Origin of the sequence: Glaciimonas sp. Gout2 (assembly GCF_035018905.1) — a bacterium.
Classification (GTDB): domain Bacteria; phylum Pseudomonadota; class Gammaproteobacteria; order Burkholderiales; family Burkholderiaceae_D; genus Glaciimonas.
On record NZ_JASJXA010000022.1, the window covers coordinates 1 to 18904 of the forward strand.

The 18904-nt window shown below is 48.3% G+C and carries 10 protein-coding genes and 1 tRNA gene; 6 read left to right on the forward strand and 5 right to left on the reverse strand.

Annotation, left to right across the window (positions count from 1 at the left end; genetic code table 11):
- Positions 1–300: 300 nt before the first annotated feature.
- From QN379_RS15015 to QN379_RS15030, 4 genes are all read left to right on the forward strand, one after another.
- On the forward strand, positions 301–2301 hold the full coding sequence (locus QN379_RS15015) for a TonB-dependent copper receptor (protein WP_322239022.1): 2001 nt from the start codon (positions 301–303) through the stop codon (positions 2299–2301).
- Between the two features lie 365 nt (positions 2302–2666).
- Entirely contained in the window at positions 2667–4217 is a 1551-nt protein-coding gene (locus tag QN379_RS15020; RefSeq protein WP_323506996.1) for a lytic polysaccharide monooxygenase, read from the forward strand.
- A 410-nt stretch (positions 4218–4627) separates the two neighbouring features.
- Positions 4628–5305, forward strand: a complete 678-nt coding sequence (locus tag QN379_RS15025; protein ID WP_323506997.1) for a response regulator transcription factor — start codon at positions 4628–4630, stop codon at positions 5303–5305.
- Between the two features lie 216 nt (positions 5306–5521).
- Entirely contained in the window at positions 5522–6070 is a 549-nt protein-coding gene (locus QN379_RS15030; protein ID WP_322239028.1) for a cytochrome b, read from the forward strand.
- Positions 6071–6115: 45 nt separating this feature from the next.
- Here the strand turns inward: QN379_RS15030 and QN379_RS15035 are convergent, their stop codons facing one another.
- Entirely contained in the window at positions 6116–9520 is a 3405-nt protein-coding gene (locus QN379_RS15035; protein WP_322239030.1) for an ATP-binding protein, read from the reverse strand.
- 239 nt (positions 9521–9759) lie between these two features.
- Between QN379_RS15035 and QN379_RS15040 the strand changes: the two genes are divergently transcribed.
- Complete coding sequence (locus QN379_RS15040; protein ID WP_322239032.1) at positions 9760–10476, forward strand: response regulator transcription factor; 717 nt, start codon at positions 9760–9762, stop codon at positions 10474–10476.
- Complete coding sequence (locus QN379_RS15045) at positions 10473–13859, forward strand: ATP-binding protein (RefSeq protein ID WP_322239034.1); 3387 nt, start codon at positions 10473–10475, stop codon at positions 13857–13859. The genes QN379_RS15040 and QN379_RS15045 overlap by 4 nt, the downstream gene beginning before the upstream one ends.
- Before the next feature lie 91 nt (positions 13860–13950).
- Here the strand turns inward: QN379_RS15045 and QN379_RS15050 are convergent.
- From QN379_RS15050 to fdhE, 4 genes are all read right to left on the reverse strand, one after another.
- Positions 13951–14043, reverse strand: a tRNA-Sec gene (locus QN379_RS15050).
- Between the two features lie 170 nt (positions 14044–14213).
- Positions 14214–16247 (reverse strand): selenocysteine-specific translation elongation factor, encoded by a 2034-nt coding sequence (gene selB / locus QN379_RS15055; RefSeq protein ID WP_322239036.1) that lies wholly within the window; start codon positions 16245–16247, stop codon positions 14214–14216.
- Positions 16244–17767: an L-seryl-tRNA(Sec) selenium transferase gene (selA, locus tag QN379_RS15060; RefSeq protein WP_322239038.1), complete on the reverse strand. Its 1524-nt coding sequence runs from the start codon at positions 17765–17767 to the stop codon at positions 16244–16246. The genes selB and selA overlap by 4 nt, the downstream gene beginning before the upstream one ends.
- Positions 17764–18804: a formate dehydrogenase accessory protein FdhE gene (fdhE, locus tag QN379_RS15065; RefSeq protein ID WP_322239040.1), complete on the reverse strand. Its 1041-nt coding sequence runs from the start codon at positions 18802–18804 to the stop codon at positions 17764–17766. Before fdhE ends, selA begins: the two co-directional genes overlap by 4 nt.
- Positions 18805–18904: the final 100 nt, after the last annotated feature.

Consider the following 18904-nt stretch of genomic DNA (forward strand, 5'->3'; position numbering starts at 1 on the left):
CGTGGGCTCGGAGATGTGTATAAGAGACAGGTACTTATCCCGTGTTTTAAATTGGTAAAAGTGTCCACACTGTGTAGTACCAAATCTATAAAACGGATAGGAACCTCTCAGCGTTGTCAGCGGGCGGTTTTGATAAATGCTATTTAAACCAGAGTAACTGTGCGCAATACTTGTCTTGACGGTTCGGCGTCTTCGCTAATGCCGGCAGACATCGTCGCGAGTCACTTATCAACCATTCATCCCAATATGACGAATTGTTTCAAACTCACGCCGATTGCCTTAGTTTTGGGCGCTCTCTTTATGGCTAACGTTCACGCCCAATCGATAGATCATGCAATCATTGCAAACCTGACTATCCCCCTTCCAGAAGTCGTTGTAACCGCACCGCAAATGTCGGCACCGCTCATCGTCGTTACCGATCCAAAAGCACCGCGCCAACCCGTTCCCGCACATGATGGAGCTGATTACCTAAAAACGATTCCAGGATTTTCTGTAGTGCGCAAAGGTGGCACTGATGGTGATCCTGTCTTCCGTGGTATGGCGGGATCACGGCTGAATATTGCAATGGATGGACAGCAAATTTTAGGTGGTTGCGGTGGTCGCATGGATCCACCGACCGCCTATATATTTCCAGCGGAATATGACCGCATTACCTTGATTAAAGGACCGCAAACGGTTCTTTATGGCCCCACTAGTTCTGCAGGAACTGTATTGTTCGAACGTAGTACCGAGCGTGTAGCGCCAGGATTGAAACTCAACTCCAGTATTATGGTGGGTAGTTTTGGGCGTCATGACGAGGTCTCTTCCGCCCGTTATAGCCTGTCCGGATTTTATGCTGAAGCAGGCGCGACCCGATCACATTCCGATGACTATCGCGATGGCGAAGGACATCCTGTACATTCGTCTTATACCCGCTGGAGTAGTCGTGCAGCGTTTGGGTGGACGCCCGATGACAATACCTTGCTGGAGCTATCTATTGCCAAAAGTGACGGTCAGGCCGCCTACGCTGACCGTGGGATGGATGGTGCGCGATTCGCTCGCTCGACTATAGGACTCAAGTTCCAAAAGCGTAACTTGTCACCAATGGTCAAAAAAGTGGAAGCCCAAATTTACCGAAATTACATTGACCACGTAATGGATAACTACAGTCTTCGCTCCCCTACAGCGGGTAGTATGTTGAAGGCAATGAATCCGGACCGCACCACACAAGGCGGCCGCGTCGCCATCACGCTCAATCTGAGTGATACGACGCAACTAGTAACCGGTTTTGATATGCAAGGCAATGTGCATACATCACGCATGGGGATGGGAATGAATCCTGGGAGCGTGTCGTATCAGGACAGTCCACGGGTGCCCGATGCACGTTTTCAGAATATTGGTTTGTTTGGCGAGCTAACGCAACATCTCGGAAAAAGCGAAAATAGCCGCATTATTACCGGGTTGCGCACAGATTTTTGGCAGGCCAGAGATGAACGAAAATCGACCACCAGTTCGGGTAATCTCACACGCCGAAATGACACGTTACGCAGTGGTTTTACACGCTATGAGCACGACCTTACGGGAAGTCCAACGACGCTTTATGCGGGTGTTGGAATCGCAGAGCGATTTCCTGACTATTGGGAGTTGATTTCAAAGCAAAGTGTGGATAGTGTGAGCGCTTTTGGTACCAGGCCAGAAAAAACGACTCAACTTGATATTGGTGTCCTATATCATTCAGGCCCATGGAATCTAACCGCTTCAGCCTTTTATAGCCATGTAAATGATTTTATCCTGATTGAGTCAAACGTGAATAAGGGAGCAAAGACCGGCATCTCCATTACACGTAATATAAAGGCGTCGACGTGGGGCGGTGAAATCGGCGCAACGTATGCGATCAATCAACTATGGAAACTCGATGGTTCGATTAACGGGGTTCGCGGTAATAACCTGACCGACAAGACACCCTTAGCACAAATGCCACCATTGGAAAGTAAATTTGGTCTTACCTTTGACAATCACACCTGGTCTCTAGCTTCTATGGTGCGCTCAGTCGCCTCCCAGAAACGTTTTGATCTTCATAAAGGTAACATCGCGGGACAAGATTTGGGGGCTAGTTCTGGGTTCACCATATTTTCGATTAATGCTGGCTGGAAGCCTCGCAAAGATGTATTGATTACATCCGGCGTCGATAATATAACCAACAAAGTGTACGCCGAACATCTTAGTCGCAGTGGCACGCCATTGCCCGGTTATGACCAAACCACACGCATCAACGAACCCGGTCGAATGATTTGGGTGAAGGCGCAATTTGAAATAAAATAAACTTGCCAATGACGCCATATAAGCGGCGTTAAGCGGGAGAACATATTTCCCACAAAAGGTGCCGACATTGTCCGCACCTTTTTTGTATCATCACTTCCTTTGGTGTAGAGCAGTAACACTAAAACGTACGGCTTGAATCATCAAGCCCAACTCAAATACAGACAATTCTTAACCGGTTAAGCGTTTTTCTTATTTAATCCCCGCATTTATCAGGTGTTGTGCGTTAGTTAAAAACTGGAAAATGAATCCCATCAACAGTAGGAATGCAGTGCCACTGAGCACGCAGCATCAACTCACTATTGAGATTCAGAATTCATGCAGTACTAACGATTTTTTACATACACTAACAAAGGGTATTAACCTATATGTCTACATCCACATCAACAAAAACAATCGGTAAACTATCGCTCGGTTTAACACTGGTACTTGGTTCGCTGGTCGCTCAGCAAGCATCAGCACATGGTTACATCGAATCGCCAATGAGCCGGTCGCTGTCTTGCTACCAAGGCGTCAACGCCAACTGCATCGCTCCCTACGAACCACAAGGTGTTGAATTCGGCGGTGGCGGCGGTGCTTTCGGCGCTCTGCCACCCGGCAACGAGGCTTTCCCGTTCAACGCTCCCGCTGACGGCGATATTGCAGCAGGCGGCCTCACCAGCAAATACGGTAACCTGAACGAACAGACAGCAACGCGCTGGCATAAAACCAAGGTCAAAGCGGGTAAAAATACGTTCAAGTGGAAATATACGGCAGATCATATTACCGCTTACTGGCAGTTCTTTATCACTAAAAAAGATTGGAACCCCAATATGCCTTTGTCACGCAGTTCGTTTGAAGCAACGCCAATCGGCCAACAAATACATAACGGCACCAAACCGAATAATGGCATCATGAATTCTTCGCATAGTGTTGATATTCCGACCGATCATAGCGGCTATCATGTGGTGCTGGCTACATGGAAGACATCAGATACTTCCGCTACGTTCTATCAAGTAGTCGATGTCGATATTCAGAATGATATGATCGCACCATCAAAGTGGTCAGAAATTGGATCAATTCAACCGAGTCAAACCGATTTAAAAACGGACACGGTCATCACCGCTCGCGTGATGGTTGCTGGTCAGGAGGATGTTTCAAAACAAACCGTACTCACCATTCAGAGCGACGAAGAAGGTAAGAGTACCCAATGGCCACATCAATTAGCCACCAAAATCAACGCCGACAATCTGGGTTACAAAGCAGGCCAATTGAATAAAGATGATGAAGTGAAACCAGCCTATGGCCCAAACACTGCTTACGTCCAAAAAGACAGCAATGTTTCAGGTCTGATCATTGATATTCAGCGCGCAAATCCTATTTTCTCGATGGAAGTCAGCGGCGTAAAATCGACGTACAAAATCGAAAACGGCAAAGTCACACTCCATTTTGACGTGAAAGCTCTGGGCGATTCCAGTAAGGTGCAAAACATTGTCTACAACGCGCAAAAAGAAGAAGTCGCTCGTGGCGAAGCAGATATAAACGACGGCTCAGAACACTTTACGATAGATATCGATAAAGCTGTAGCCGGTAGCTACGATCTGGTGACTATTGGTAAAGCAAAATCGGGCGCGCTGGTGCAAAAAACATCGAACTTCAAAATGGTAGGAGGCGATGTAGCTGACCCGACTCCACCGGTTGTTGATCCAATTCCGCCAGTCGTTGATCCGATTCCTCCTGTAAATGTCGACTATGACTTTACGTACCCGAATGATCGCACAGCGTATAAACCAGGTAACAAGGTATTACAACCGAAGGATGGCAATGTTTATGCATGTAAGCCGGTTCCTCATGGTCTGTGGTGCAAACAGTCTCCACAGCATTATGCTCCGGGAACTGGTAGTGACTGGTCGGATGCGTGGACGAAGGTTAGCAAGTAAATCATTATCTACAAACGAATTTTGGCTATCCGGTGCCAACGAACAAAATAGGTACCGGACCAGATACTAATAAAAACGCCTCGGATTACGGGGCGTTTTTTTGAGTAGTCAGGAAAAATTAATTCGACTTTACAAGGGATTTTATAGTTCTGGCGATACTTTCTTAATTATCCATAGCAGCGTTACTCAGTGATTTTGTACCGGTATGTTTGTTGAGTTTTTTTTCAGTGCAATCGATATCGCGATTTTTGGGATAAACCCTATTTTCAATGAGAGTCGATAAGAATATTCTTTGTTTCAACAAGTCAGGACCAATCCTTATCGCATGGCAAACTACTCTCCGTTAAATATCGACGTTGAGGAACGGTGAAGATGTTCTGTGGACAATCTGAATAAACGGAGCTTTTTTCATGCCTATCAACATTATTATCGTCGAAGATTCCACTTTAGTCCGCAAGGGGTTGGTCTCCATAATCAGCAATTTTTCAGCTCCAAATGCATCGCCTCAGACATCTACTGAACAAACATCCTATAACGTGGTCGCAGATGTGGCATCGCCTAAGGAGTTATTGGAGGCGCTGAAGACGCATAACCCGGATCTGCTCCTACTAGATTATTCATTACAGACTGACAGTACCGATCCGCATCCGCTCCACGCACTCGACGGTCATAACTTGATCAAGCATATCCGCAAGAATTACAGCACCAACATACTTGTGGTGTCGCATCATCATTCGCCAATTATCATCCGCGCGGCATTGGAAGCAGGCGCGAATGGCTACATCAGTAAAAGCGCCAACGAAGAAGTACTGTGGCAAGCAATTCAGGCTGTTATCAAAGGCGATACGTTTGTTGAGCATCACTTGTTGAAAGCGATGCTGTATCGCAATCCTGAAACTGCTGTTATTAGTCCTAAAGAAATAGAAGTACTGCGCTTGATGGGCAAAGGTAGTCGTCTCACTGATATTGCTCAATGCATGAGTCTCAGCATCAAAACGGTGAGTGCGCACAAACTGCGTGCAATGGAAAAATTAAGTATACGCAATGATTCTGAGCTATACCGAGTGATTGCCGGGATGGCGCTTTGAGTGACCCGGTTTTTATCGAGAGCATGCGAATTTATTTTTGGTAAAAGAGATTTTTTACCGTGACAAGATGCACCTCCGATTCGACGTTTTTGTACGAATCAATCACATTTCCCCATTTTAAAAAATAATTTTTTAGGTGAGCGTGAAACGGCGTTTTAGTCACTTTGCGTTTTTAACTCTTCTTTACACCTGACAACACTATTTATAAGGTTATTTATGGCAACGATTATTAATCATTTTTCACAGAGAAATCAGCAGCACAATCGTTATGACGTCTTTACGCGACGGGTACATTGGATTGCTGCGGGCTTGATCATTTATACAATGATTGCTGGTTACTCGCTACATTTTTTGATCGACACACCGTATTTTTCATTTTTTTCGGTATTGAATATGTCTATTGGAACTGTCGTGATACCGCTTACGGTTGTAAGGTATTTATGGAAATTCTTTAGACCGTCAGTTCCCTACCCGGCCGACCTTTCAGGTCCCAAGAAAAATATTGCACATCTGGCGCATGAAATGTTTTACCTGGTAATTTTTGTCATGTTATTAAGCGGCGTTTTAATGCTGACACATAGTTACAGATTTTTTTGGTTAATCGACATTCCCAACCCTATCAACGACGCATCGATTAACGGATTCTTTTTTGACGTACATCGTGCTTCCTGCGCTGGCGTAGCAGTAATGTTAATTCTGCACCTTGCGGCAGTAGCGAAACATCAACTCATCGACAAACGTAACATTATTAGCCGGATGCTTTGATTGCCTGTAGATTTAGGTCAATGAATGATGGGACGGCTTTAGTACTTAATCCTCATCCGGATTGATATCTTCTCGAATTTGTTCAAGCATTTCCAACAGGATAGGTGCAAGTCGGAACGCCTCTTCTTGCCACTCGTACTCTGCACTTTCTTCGATCGCGCGGCACAGCGAGATGGCAGGTCGCATATCGAGGGCCGCCATACCGCCGTGAATCCGATGCGCGATTGCCCCAAGGTGATCAAGATCAGCTAAGGCAATAGCGACAGCCAACAGTGCCATATCCTCCGTCATACTATTAACCGCAGCTTTTAACATTTCCGGCTGCCACATCTGTGATGCGACCACAGACGCTTCCGCGATCGCTTTATCACGATCGGATTCGTCGATCACCATAGCGTTAGACACGATATGTGGCAGTGCCTTGCCCAAGCCAATAAATCGCTCCAACAGCTTTTCCAAATCATCCATCGCAAACGGTTTAATCATATAGCCGTTCATCCCGGCGGCCTGCCCGCGTTCGCGTTCGCCCGCTAACAGGCTTGCAGTAACGGCAATGATAGGGCAAAGCACTTCATGCGCACGCAAAGCCAGTGCCAACTCATAACCGTTCATTTCTGGCATATTCAGATCAGTCAAAATCAGATCAAAATGTTGACCGTCCTGAATCTGTCGTAATGCTTCCCGGCCACTCTCGGCTGCGCTGATACGGCAACCAAAAAACGTTAATTGTTTTTCCAAAAGAAGTCTGTTAATTGCCTGATCATCAACAATCAACACATGCGCATCAGTTTTACGAGGGCTTCCCATCATTGCTGGCTGGATTGCTTCCTCCGCGGCTTTGCGCCCAGCCACCATCAATAAAGCATTTATTACGGCTGATCCGGAAAGAGGATTGGCATAACCTTGATTACCCTTCAAAAAGGGCTGATAGGGCAAAGATAAGTCTAGAAACACAACCCCCTGGTGCGCCGCTTCTTCAAATTCACCGGTTTCGCTATGCCCTTCAACGCCATGCCCTGCCGTATCGACAGTCACATCAATTCGCGCTGAATACGGCTCTCTATTGTCAGGATCATCACGCAGTTCAAGGATTACACCGGATTTCGACGTTATTACCGAGGATAAATGTGTTCCGTGTTCCAGGCTGGTATTAATTGCGAATGTAAGACCGCTCAAACTCTCATCAACCGCTATTCGTTTAGCTTGGCTTAATGTAATCGTCACAACGAAAGTCGCACCTTGACCAGGCTCAGAATCTAAAGCAATCGTACCGCCCATCGCAGCGACGAATTTTTTACAGATAAAAAGGCCCAAACCCGTACCAGAAAACTGCTGTCTCGCCACCGGTCCGCTAGCCTGACCAAATGGTTGAAAAATACGTTCCGCATCTTCTTCGTCAATACCCGGTCCGGTATCACGGACAGAAAGGCCTATGCGTGATCCATTCGGTCCCGTCGTAAGTAATTGCCCTATTACCGTGACATTTCCGTGCATCGTAAATTTCACCGCATTATTGATCAAGTTATTAAGCACTTGTGTCAACTTAAGGGAATCACCCCACCACAAGCCCTCGAGTGCAGGATCAATGAAGCAATTCAGTTGCAAATTCTTTAACGATGCTCGCGACCAAAATCCCTGCACCACTGTCTCCAACTCTTTCGCTAAGTCGAACTCTTGACGATCTAGCTCATCGGCTTCCGTTTCACCCTTGGTGAAATCTAAGGCGTCATTTAATACGTCTTTGAGCGTTCTGGCAGAACCATCCATTGTGTGGGACAACTGGCGTTGTTCATCATCGAGTCGAGTTTTGGCCATTAGCTCGATTGAAGCCAGCATTCCATATAAAGGCGTGCGGATTTCATGACTGATTGTTGCCAGAAAAAGGCTTTTCGAAGCGCTAACCGATTCGGCAACAAGCTTGGCTTCTGCCAGCGTTTGCTCCGTACGTTCGCGATCAGTCATATCGCTCAGCACACAAATATATACTGGCTCATCCTCGTGCATTGCTGAAGCAATGCCGATTTGGTAAAAATGTCCGTGCTGTGCATCCTCTAAAAGTAACGTGCTGTGCTGCTCTTGTTTTCCTAGTTGCTCCAGAGACGCTAAGATCGGCAACACATCGCCAGATATTAATTGATCAGTCGCATCAAATAACCGCCACCGCTCAAGCGGAACAAACTGCCCGTTACGCAATACGACACTGCCGTCACGCACCCTTAAAACTGCCAATCCCACAGGCGATGTTTCAATGATAGTCCGATTAAAATTTTCACTGTCAGCCAGTCGTTTTGCCTGCCTTTCTGCAGGACCTATTACTGCACGTTTGATGCGCTGCGTGCCAAGCAGAACTCCGGTAACGGCCAATAAAAACAATAAAATTCCGACCACGATCAGCATCATTTTTTCACGCAGCATCGTCCACAAACTGACTGCATACACCACACGCCATTCGATATTTGGTACCGCGTAGCTCACTTGGAGCATGGCATCTTTCATCCGAAACTGTAAAGAGCTACGGTGAATTTTGTAATCTTGCTCGCTATCCAGATTTCGATAAAATGCGACTTCCTCGGTAGTCGGTTTACGGCCATCAATCAACATCAATCGACCTGTGTAGGCATAAATCAATACGAGTCCAGATCTTTTTTGGAAAGCAGTCCCAGTGACCTTCGTGCGGATTAATACAGTATCCGGTGAAACGTCGGTCGAAGCGTAACCAAGAACAGTGCCATGACTATCTCGATACGGCATGAAGCAGGTAAATACCGTACGCCCAGAAAAAGGGTCGGTCATCGATTTCGTCCAATAAATACCATCCGCATTGTGCGAATCTGGATAATCGCGCAATATGCGCTCAAACTCCTCGCGCTTCTGAAGCAAAAATAACGCAATTTTTTGGGTATCTGGCTGCGACTTCAATCCTGACCGGGTGAACATTGCAAGAGAGCCATCAGCATTCATTAAGACTGATTGGTCACTACTTACCCGATAACCCCAAAAGACCTTATGAAAATCCGCGAGACGCCATCCAAGCGCCTGCCATTCTCTCAGTTGCAATTCGTGCTGTGGCTCAAGGAAAGTTGATGGACCCGCCCCGATAGGACGGCGAAGTATCCAAAATTCCTCAACCAGTGGAGAGGTCTGACCGGGAACCGATAAGCGTGCAGTCGGGTCAACCGGCTTTTTACAAGGCGACGTCATGCCACAAATATAATCTGGCACCACCTCCGAAAACTTACCAATGAAATATTCCTGTCGCGATATTTGCCGCAACAGATCTGCATAATTTTCATGCGCCCATTCACTCCGGTCCCATAGCATAAACAGAAGCAAAAAACCGATAAAAAGGGCAAGCAAAAGCGACAATAAAGCGATGATCAAATAGGTTCGCGCTTGCAAAAATCTGCGTGAAATCGTCGTTATGCGGTCTGATAAAGCAGAGTAAGCCATAAGCGCCTGTCGAGGTATTCCATCGCAGCATAGCATCGCCCACTAAGAATAATCTTTTTATCTCGGAATATTCTCAGACGTTTACAGTTATTTCCACATCAAAAAGAGATGTCTCTTAATTCAATTGCCACCAATTATTGAGATAATTCTATCTGTGTCGCGGGATTTCAAGGCTCTCAAAAATATGTTCACGCGATCGCCGCCATTTTTGTGTGGAATAGAAAGATAAGGGAAATATTATGTTTGAAACCCAGCAGCAATTTGAAAATATCCACACCAACGAGACATGCGACATCATAGTCGCAGACGATCATCCCATTTTGTTACATGGGGTTGAAAAAATATTGGCAACAACCAAAAACGTCCGTATTGTAGCAACCGCGCAAACGGTGTCAGACACGTTCAAAGTGCTTGAGATTTATCCATGTGACATTCTGATATGCGATTATTCTTTCTATGGCGATGAGTTCCCTGATGGCTTACCAATGATTAAAAAGATCCGACAGATATACCCTGATCTTAAAATTATCATCCTTTCTGCTCGGGATGATCTGGGAACAGCCCGTAATACGCTGGAATGTGGCGTATATGGATTCGTCCGTAAAAATAGTGACATGCGTAACGTGATCAACGCTGTGCATGAAGTCAGATCCGGCAATAAATTTACTGACTCTGCCACCACGCAGGACATGTTAAAAAATCTCTTATCTTTAGGAAGAAACGAACGCTCACCAGCAGTCGGACGTGTCTCATACACACCTAAAGAAATTGAAACTATACGTCTACTCCAACGCGGGTTGACTCTTACGGAGATCGCGGAGTTGACGAGTCGCAGCGTCAAAACAGTCAGTGCACATAAACAGTTGTTGATGAAAAAGCTCGGCACCAAAAGTAACATTGAGTTTTTCCATACGCTCAGTAATGAACAACTGATGTCCTCCATCACCTCGCAATGATCAAACATGACGAGAACAAACCGTTCTCGACACATTGTTCACAACCAGGCTCACCCAATGGAACCAGCTCCGTTCAACTTTTAGGTCAATACTATCAATGGATACTCTACGGCGGTGCCACGCTGTTTACCTTTGTCGCGCTAGTGGCAGGGTTAATCGCAGTGGCAATGTACACAGAAAATTTTGTCCACGCGCAACGACTTCTATTCGATGACGAACAGCGTCAGGTAGAAATCAGGGTCATTACAGCAAATGCAAAAATGCGCCAAGCTATTGTAAGGCAAGAGTTTTTGCATAAGCAACGGCAATCGGACGTGGCGGGAAAAGCAACAGCTAATTTAATTCCGCTCGAACGATTTAGTTTTATTCAACATACGGCGCGCAACATAGCCATCAATGCAGCGATTGATGCCGCCGTTGACACCGCGGTCAGCAAGTCGGACATCACATCGGGCACGCAACCTGCCGTGACTTCCGAAATTGCGGCTAATGCCGTTAACAACGGCCCCGCCAAAGCATCAACAGAAATGCTGGTGCTAACCGCGTTGAACGTTGCCAAACCGTCTGCAAAACTGGCAACGCTTCTGACACAATTTTACGATGTCTCACCTAATGTCGTCATGAATACCTTACCGGCGGTTGAGGGTTCGTACGTCATGCTTTATGATAAAAAGAAAACTTTTTTGGGCTTGCATGCACCGCAGACGGAGATGTCGGCTAAATCGCTTCAATCTTCACATCGAAATCCAATGGAGATTCGCGCCGCAATTGTTAAGGCCGTCGCACCTGTTGAGGCCGCACTGCAGACAATACCAGCCGCAAAACTACGCGCAGGTAAGACCATCTGGATCGCGCCCTATAAAGACCCTTTAAGCGGAAAACTGATCATCAGCCGGGCGGCCGTGACCTTTCATGGCGATAGCGCTTTTTCAGTGCTGGTCATTAGCACACCGGTTGATCTGTTCGACCAACACTTCCTATTGCAACCGCTACCAGCAGGTTTTGGCGTAATTGCGTCAAACGGAATCGTACTTTCAGGGGCGGTCAGCGATGATGCTGGCAAACAGTCGCCCTATCAACAAAAGACATCATCATCCAGAATTGAAAAATATAGCGATACTTTGAAAGCTTTTTTCGACGGACGCGCCACGCTTGTCACCTTAAGCCACCCTATCAGAGACACTGGCTGGACTATGGTATACACATTCAACTGGCGTATGTTGTGGGACGTACTTCACCACAAAATTTATTTTGCGCTCGGCGTCGCCTTAATGCTCAGTATCATTTTATGGACTGCCGTCTTTTTCTTCAATCGCCTGGCATTCATTCCCGTCATTCGAGAAGCGCTACGAGTGCATGACAGCGAAGCGTTTAACCGCGCTATGATGGGCGTGGCGCCATTGGGATTTTTTGTACTAAATTATCCGACAGGAGAACTCATACTGGCCAATGAACAAGCACGACATATCGCCAGTCAAAGTCACGCCTTCGATGAGATAACGTCGTTCCATCAACGCCTGATGGCATGCTATAAAAATCAAGGTCAGTCAGGTGCAGGCGATCAGACACTTGCCCATGATGTATTAGAGTTGTCCGCAGCGGACGGAACATGCACCTTTGCGCTGGCGGCTTTTACCCGCACACGTTACTTGCGCAATGACGTGCTGTTATGCTGTCTTAGCGACATCACCTCCCAGAAATGTGCGGAACGTGCTCTGCAGCGTGCAAAGATAGAAGCCGACCAAGCAAATAAGGCCAAATCCATGTTTTTGGCATTAATAAGCCATGAGATAAGGACGCCTTTGCATGGCGCCACTGGCCATTTGGAGTTGCTGGAAATGGCGCCTTTAGCATCATCAGAAAGAGAACTCGTGCAAACGATCCGTGGTTCGTTTGAATCGCTCCTGCGCATCATTAATGACATATTGGATATCTCAAGAATTGAGGCTGGCAAATTATCTCTGGAAATTGCGCCTTTCAATCTACGTGACGCAGTGGCGTCATGTACGCACTTGTGGACACCTGCCCTCGAATCCAAATCTGTTGACTTTCAATGTCGAATCACATCTACGGTTCCGGAGAATCTGGTCGGTGATGCTGGGCGAATCGCGCAAATTTTAAATAATTTACTATCAAATGCAGTGAAATTCACACATGTTGGTAACATTATTCTCGACATTTCCGGCTCATCGCATCCGGATGGATATACGTTGCAGATCGGTATTCGAGATTCTGGCATCGGCATTGCGACTGAGGATCAAAAACGGCTATTTACACCCTTCAGCCAGGCGAACTCTAGTATCGCACGCGAGTTCGGTGGCACCGGTCTGGGTTTATCATTGTGTAAGCAGTTAATCGATGCGATGCAGGGAAAAATCACCATTCAGAGCGAATACGGTGCGGGGACCATTGTTCTGGTGACGCTAGTGCTGGGCCATGCGGCCGTTAATGCTATCTCACAACCAATCGATCTCAGCGCCCTTAAACATTGGCGCATAGGTAATGCTATACCCATTACCGCGATTCGCTATATGCCGTCGATCTCGCTGTCCCAAATCCATGCACAGCCTCAGGAGCCGATCCCATCGACTGTGTTACGGGTACTCGTGGTAGAAGATGATCCTGTCAGTAAAAAATTGCTGGAGAGGCAACTATACTCATTGGGACAGAGTAATGTCGATTTTGTCGATAATGGGAAACTGGCATTAGCGCTGGCAACCTCAGCGCCGAGCGACTATCCGTATGACTTGATATTGACCGATATGAACTTACCGCACATGAGCGGGTACGAACTCATTTCATCTTTACGGCAGCATGGATTGGATACGCCAATTATTGTCACCAGCGCAAGTGGTGAAAATGATCAGACAGTGGTTATTCGGCCTCAAATTGACGCTTATCTGACCAAGCCGATTTCTTTGGTTGATTTAAAAAATGCTCTGGCACGCTATTTTTTTATTAATAGTTCATACGCCCCACAATCTACTGGGACGAAAAGAGGCACTTCTGCTTTCGAGGCATCTATTAATCAAGCCGAGACTTTGGCAGCCACCTTCAACGACAACCTTGGTTCATCTATAGTCGATGATGACATTGCTAAGATTTTTTTGGACACGTACCGACAAGATTTACGTTCACTACTACTTGCCTTCCAGAATAGGGAGTTTGGAGCCCTCGATGGGGCTTTGCATCGGCTCAAAGGCGCACTATTGGCAATACAAGAAGATGGCTTAGCCCAACTATCGGAACAAATATGCCATGACAGTCATCGCAATCCTTGTGTCCCAACGGTAATTGATTTGCGAAAATTCGTGAAAAATCTGCTGAAAGTCGTCCGCAATCTTCGTACGTCCCTAAACGCGAATGATCTGAAAAATGAATGAGTTACACCAACCGTCCTGGGCATTACTGAACATTAATGAGGCCCAATCAGACTTAGTCAGCCTCGTATCCATCTGAGAGCAGGCCATAGGGCGGAAGGCAGCAAGAGTCGAACTTACGAGGGAACGGCTGACGCCCCCTACCGGGTTTGAAGCCCGGCCGCACCACCGGATGCGGTTGCCTTCCAAGAAAACTGTACGCTGCGGAATGGATTATTTCCCATTGCCGCTTGTTCCGTATTGCTCAATAGGTACAGCTCATTAAGCACTACTTAACAGGTATCGCTGGATACCAATACTCTTTAATACTATTCAAAGATACTATTCAAAAATACCACCTGAAGAATCCAAAAACCGTTACAACATAACGTCGCTTCCCCACAAAGCGTTTGGCCGCAGGATGTGCGTGTCTTTCAAGCGCCGAGTATAGCCGACCCGATCAAAAAATTCCAATAATTGAATGGCCCGTTTTCGCCCGATACCGGTCGCATCCCGAAACGCGGCAGCGCTGACTAGCCGTGCTTTTGCACCGGTTGAAGCGACGCAGCCTGCTTCATCGATATCGTTTGCAAGCACTGCGACTATCCTCGCCAGGTCATCAATCTTTGAGGGATGATAAAACAGATCCTTCACAATTTGACTTACTTCAGCCCGCTTTGCTAGCTTACATAAAAGATCGCGGACCTCCGCTTCGCCAGCGCCATGCTCACGCGCCAGATCGCGCACCCAAGGCGGACTAAATCCTGCGGCCTCAAGTGAGGCTAGCAACTGAATCGCTAACGCTAGCTCATCTGCGCGCAGTTCCACGGTATGCTCAGGCAAATGCAACCATGGACCTTGTTGTACCAACATTCCGGTCGCACATAACGATGCCACCAGCGCACGCCAAAGCGACTCATCCATATCTGGTTCAACGATACGTCTTAAACGGCCAATTTGCGGACCAATATCATCGGGTGTACTCGCGTGAAAAGTCCGCAATCCTTCGATCGTGCGCGCAGCAAGTGCATCCCAGGCAGCCCGTGAAATAAGTACTGCATCACCATCCCTGATCGAAATCGATCGCGTATCGATGGGAAGAACTAGCCGCTCGGGTGGCAACTGTGATAACCGCACCAGCCCAGAACGATAAAGACCAAGCGGATTGCAGTCAAGAAGCGCGGCGCTATCGCCAGAGTCCACAAAAGCAGCAAGTGCATCGCGCCATGCATGACGTGCAGCACTGCGCCGCTTGGTCGCAGGTCCGAATGGATCAAGTACACGACCGCCGCCAATGGTGCGGGATGCTTGTGCGTTACGGATCACAAAGCGATCGCCCGGCACCGCGTGGAGAGGCGCATCAAACACAAGCTGCACCCTACTCTCCTGCCCCGGCACTATCACATCGCCATCAAGCAGCACCACGTGCGCGGTGCGATGTGCGGCACCGAGGTGGACATGCACGGGAGACCAGGACTTAAGAGAAAGTCCGGCATCGGACAATAAGCGCAGCGCACCATCAATACGCTCGGAACACTCAGCCAGTGCTGGTGACAAAATCCAGTCGCCACGACTGATCTGCTCACGTGGAACACCCACTAGATTCAACGCTAATCGCTGACCGGCATGACCGCTTGCTGATGGACGATTTTGCGCGTGAATACTGCGCACCCGCACACGTTCGCCGCTCGGCGCCAGTATCAAAGTATCGTCAACAGCCACGTGTCCAGCCAAGGCGGTTCCAGCGATGATTGTTCCGTGTCCAGCCAACGTAAAGACACGATCTATCGCTAATCGGAACAAGCGCTCGTCCGGCATGGAGGAAGTCGCGAGCGTGGCATCGGCAATTTGCGAAATATTTGCGTTAGTTTGGTTAGTTGCAAGGTTAACAGCTGTACCGTTCACATTATTTGCACTGAGCGTCAAGTAGGCAAGTAGCGCCGCTACGCCTGGATCGCCAGCAATATGTGCCTGAGTGCGAAAAATCTGCGCACCAGAAAATGGCGTTGATGCAAGAAGCACGTTGATATCCTGCTCGACAGCAGCCATGCGATCGCTATCGACACGATCAATTTTGGTCAGCGCTACCGCACCCCGCTTAACGCCCAGCATGGCCAATATCGCCAGATGTTCACGTGTTTGCGGCATGATGCCATCGTCGGCGGCGATCACCAACAAAGCAAAATCAATTCCACTAGCGCCTGCGGCCATGGTGTGAATCAATTTTTCATGACCAGGAACATCAATCAGGCCCAGAACCTCACCATTGGGCAAAGGCAAATAAGCATACCCAAGCTCAATCGAGATCCCGCGTTCTTTTTCTTCTTTCAGGCGGTCAGTATCCACACCCGTCAAAGCACGCGTCAAGGTCGTCTTACCGTGATCGATATGTCCTGCGGTACCAACAATCATGATGCTAGTACTAGCGTGGATAGTTGCGCAATGAACTGTGCTTCGTCCGCAGTTTCAAGACAACGCAGGTCCAACCACAACGTATCATTGGCGATGCGCCCAATCACTGGACGCGGCAAGTTACGCAGCATCTTTTCAATTTTTCCTAGCCCGCGGCCACGCCGCTGCGGCGCATTAATACGTAGCGAGAGGCCATAACTTGGCAGCAAATCAACCGGTAACGCACCGCTTCCGATCTGGCTAAATAATGGTTCGGCGGTCACGACAACTGTCGGTCCCAATGCCTGCTGAACTATCGGCATGAGATTTTCAGCTTGTAACCGCATCGCTGACTGCTGACGCGTCAACAAACGCAAGGTTGTCAGTCGCTCAGGCAGAAGCTCAGGGTTACGATATAGAGCAAGCACGGGCTCCAGCGCAGCTAATGTCAGTTTTCCAACCCGTAGCGCACGCTTGAGAGGATGACGTTTGATTTTTTTGATGAGGTCGGCGCGCCCCACAATCAAGCCAGCCTGTGGACCACCAAGCAATTTGTCGCCACTAAAGGTCACCAGATCGGCACCGGCTTCAATGGTCTCGCGTACCGTTGTCTCGTGCGGCAATCCATATTGAGAAAGATCAACTAGCGTACCGCTTCCCAAGTCGACCACGGTCGGTACACCATGCGTTTTGGTCAGTTCGGCGAGTTGCGCTACTTCGACACTTTTAGTAAATCCCTGAATTGCATAGTTGCTGCAATGGACCTTCATCAGTAACGCGCTACGCGGGCCAATCGCATCCGAATAGTCAGATACATGGGTGCGATTAGTGGTTCCGACTTCGTGCAGTTTTGCGCCCGCACGCATCATGATGTCCGGAATACGGAACGAACCACCAATTTCGACCAATTCCCCGCGCGAAACAATGACCTCGCGGCGAGGAGCCAGCGCACTCAACATCAGCAAAACGGCGGCGGCATTGTTATTAACAACCGTAGCCGCTTCAGCCCCGGTTAACTCACAGAGCAAGTCTTCGACCAAATCATCGCGGTCGCCGCGCTTTCCGGTCGCCAGATCAAACTCCAGATTCATCGGAGAACTTAATGCTGCAACCACCGCATCAATCGCCACATCTGGTAACAATGCTCGGCCCATATTGGTATGCAATACCGTGCCAGTAAGATTGAATAGCTGTTTCATTGACGGAATCGCAGCCGTCGCCAAACGCTCAGCAAGTACCGAGGTGAGGCCAGCGAATGGGTTTTCTCTATCTTGCAGCTTTGGCCGATTAACCGCGGTACTAGCATCCGCAGCAGCGCTCGCCACGCCGCGCACGATTTCCGCCCGCAACTCGGCAAGCAACGCGCGCAGCGCCGCCAGAGTTTGCGTGCGACCATATTTTTCGATCAACGGAACACTGGATGCATCCGCAAGAACACTTTCGACGGAAGGCAAGCGAGCTGCAAAAACGACCTCGCCACCGGCAACCGATGTGGCCGCTGAAGTTGCTAGTAATCCCGCCGCCGATCGCAGGTCTGTCATGCGGGGCCGCTAAACCACAGTAACGGATTCATGCTTGCCCGCGTATAGCCGGCTTCGGTGACCAACACATCCAGCGTCAAACTGGCCAGATCGTCTGCCAAAGGCTCAACTTCGTAGTCGTGCTCCTGATTGACGATTTTGCGATAGGTGTGACAATCGTCGCAGGTCTCGGCCCGAATAACCTTTTGAGGATTGTTCGCCTTATTAGCCTTGATCGACGTTGAGATATTCTTCGACCCGGTAGCAGTGTTTGAAGTATCAATGTCCGCATCGCCAAGTGCGTCCAGGCCTTGATAGGCGATGTGAGCATTTTTTTCGCAATGGGAACACTTCACACGCACCATGTGCCATTCACTCGCACAAAGCTCACAATGCAGATAACGGTAACCCTGCGATTGACCGCCGATACGCACCACGCTGGCTACTGGATGCGAACCGCAAACAGGACATAACGCAGCCGTTTCCAACGTCGGCACGTCCTTCAGCGATAACTTGCTGGCACTATGGCTCCACAACACTTGTAACGCGGCAGCAATAAATGGTGCTTGGGCTGGATCGACATCTTCCGTACGTTGGGCTAAGACAGCATCCGCCAATGTATCCAGTGATGTCTGATCAAGCGCCTGCAAAGCTGCCAATACAGGACCCAATTGAGGCCGCGTCGATACGACTGGCGCCAAAAAGGCCAGCAATCGCTGGAAAATCAACTGCCATACAACAGGTCTTGGACCAGACGCTGGCAATGGTGGCATCGCGTGCTGAAGCCCGATATCGAGTACCTCCCGATCAGGCAATGCTGCATCCGCATCGGTCAGCGATACAAATACCGCGTTCTGCGCTTCGACCAACTCTGCCATCAACAGTAAATAGCCACTTAACTCTGCACTAACCGGCGTGCCTGTTATTTCATTCGCTGCCAACTTGCGCAAACGTGCCGCGCGCGCTTTAAACACGCCTTCCGCGGACGGCAAGCATAAGCGTGGGATCGTAATGTGATCGAGGGATTCAATTTCCCCGCGTTCAAGAATTCGCTGCACTGAAACTCCCTGTAAATAATACTGTAGAACCTGATCACGATATTACCGCGCAGGCGGGATTGATGTCAGCATACCACTCAACATCACCCTTTGATCTCAT

Bases quoted from the DNA above. Each gene is read 5' to 3' on its own strand.
- QN379_RS15045 (WP_322239034.1), top strand. From the start codon at position 10,473: ATGATCAAACATGACGAGAACAAACCGTTCTCGACACATTGTTCACAA.
- selA (WP_322239038.1), bottom strand. From the start codon at position 17,767: ATGACAGACCTGCGATCGGCGGCGGGATTACTAGCAACTTCAGCGGCC.
- selB (WP_322239036.1), bottom strand. From the start codon at position 16,247: ATGATTGTTGGTACCGCAGGACATATCGATCACGGTAAGACGACCTTG.
- QN379_RS15040 (WP_322239032.1), top strand. From the start codon at position 9,760: ATGTTTGAAACCCAGCAGCAATTTGAAAATATCCACACCAACGAGACA.
- QN379_RS15030 (WP_322239028.1), top strand. From the start codon at position 5,522: ATGGCAACGATTATTAATCATTTTTCACAGAGAAATCAGCAGCACAAT.
- QN379_RS15035 (WP_322239030.1), bottom strand. From the start codon at position 9,520: ATGGCTTACTCTGCTTTATCAGACCGCATAACGACGATTTCACGCAGA.
- QN379_RS15025 (WP_323506997.1), top strand. From the start codon at position 4,628: ATGCCTATCAACATTATTATCGTCGAAGATTCCACTTTAGTCCGCAAG.
- QN379_RS15015 (WP_322239022.1), top strand. From the start codon at position 301: ATGGCTAACGTTCACGCCCAATCGATAGATCATGCAATCATTGCAAAC.
- QN379_RS15020 (WP_323506996.1), top strand. From the start codon at position 2,667: ATGTCTACATCCACATCAACAAAAACAATCGGTAAACTATCGCTCGGT.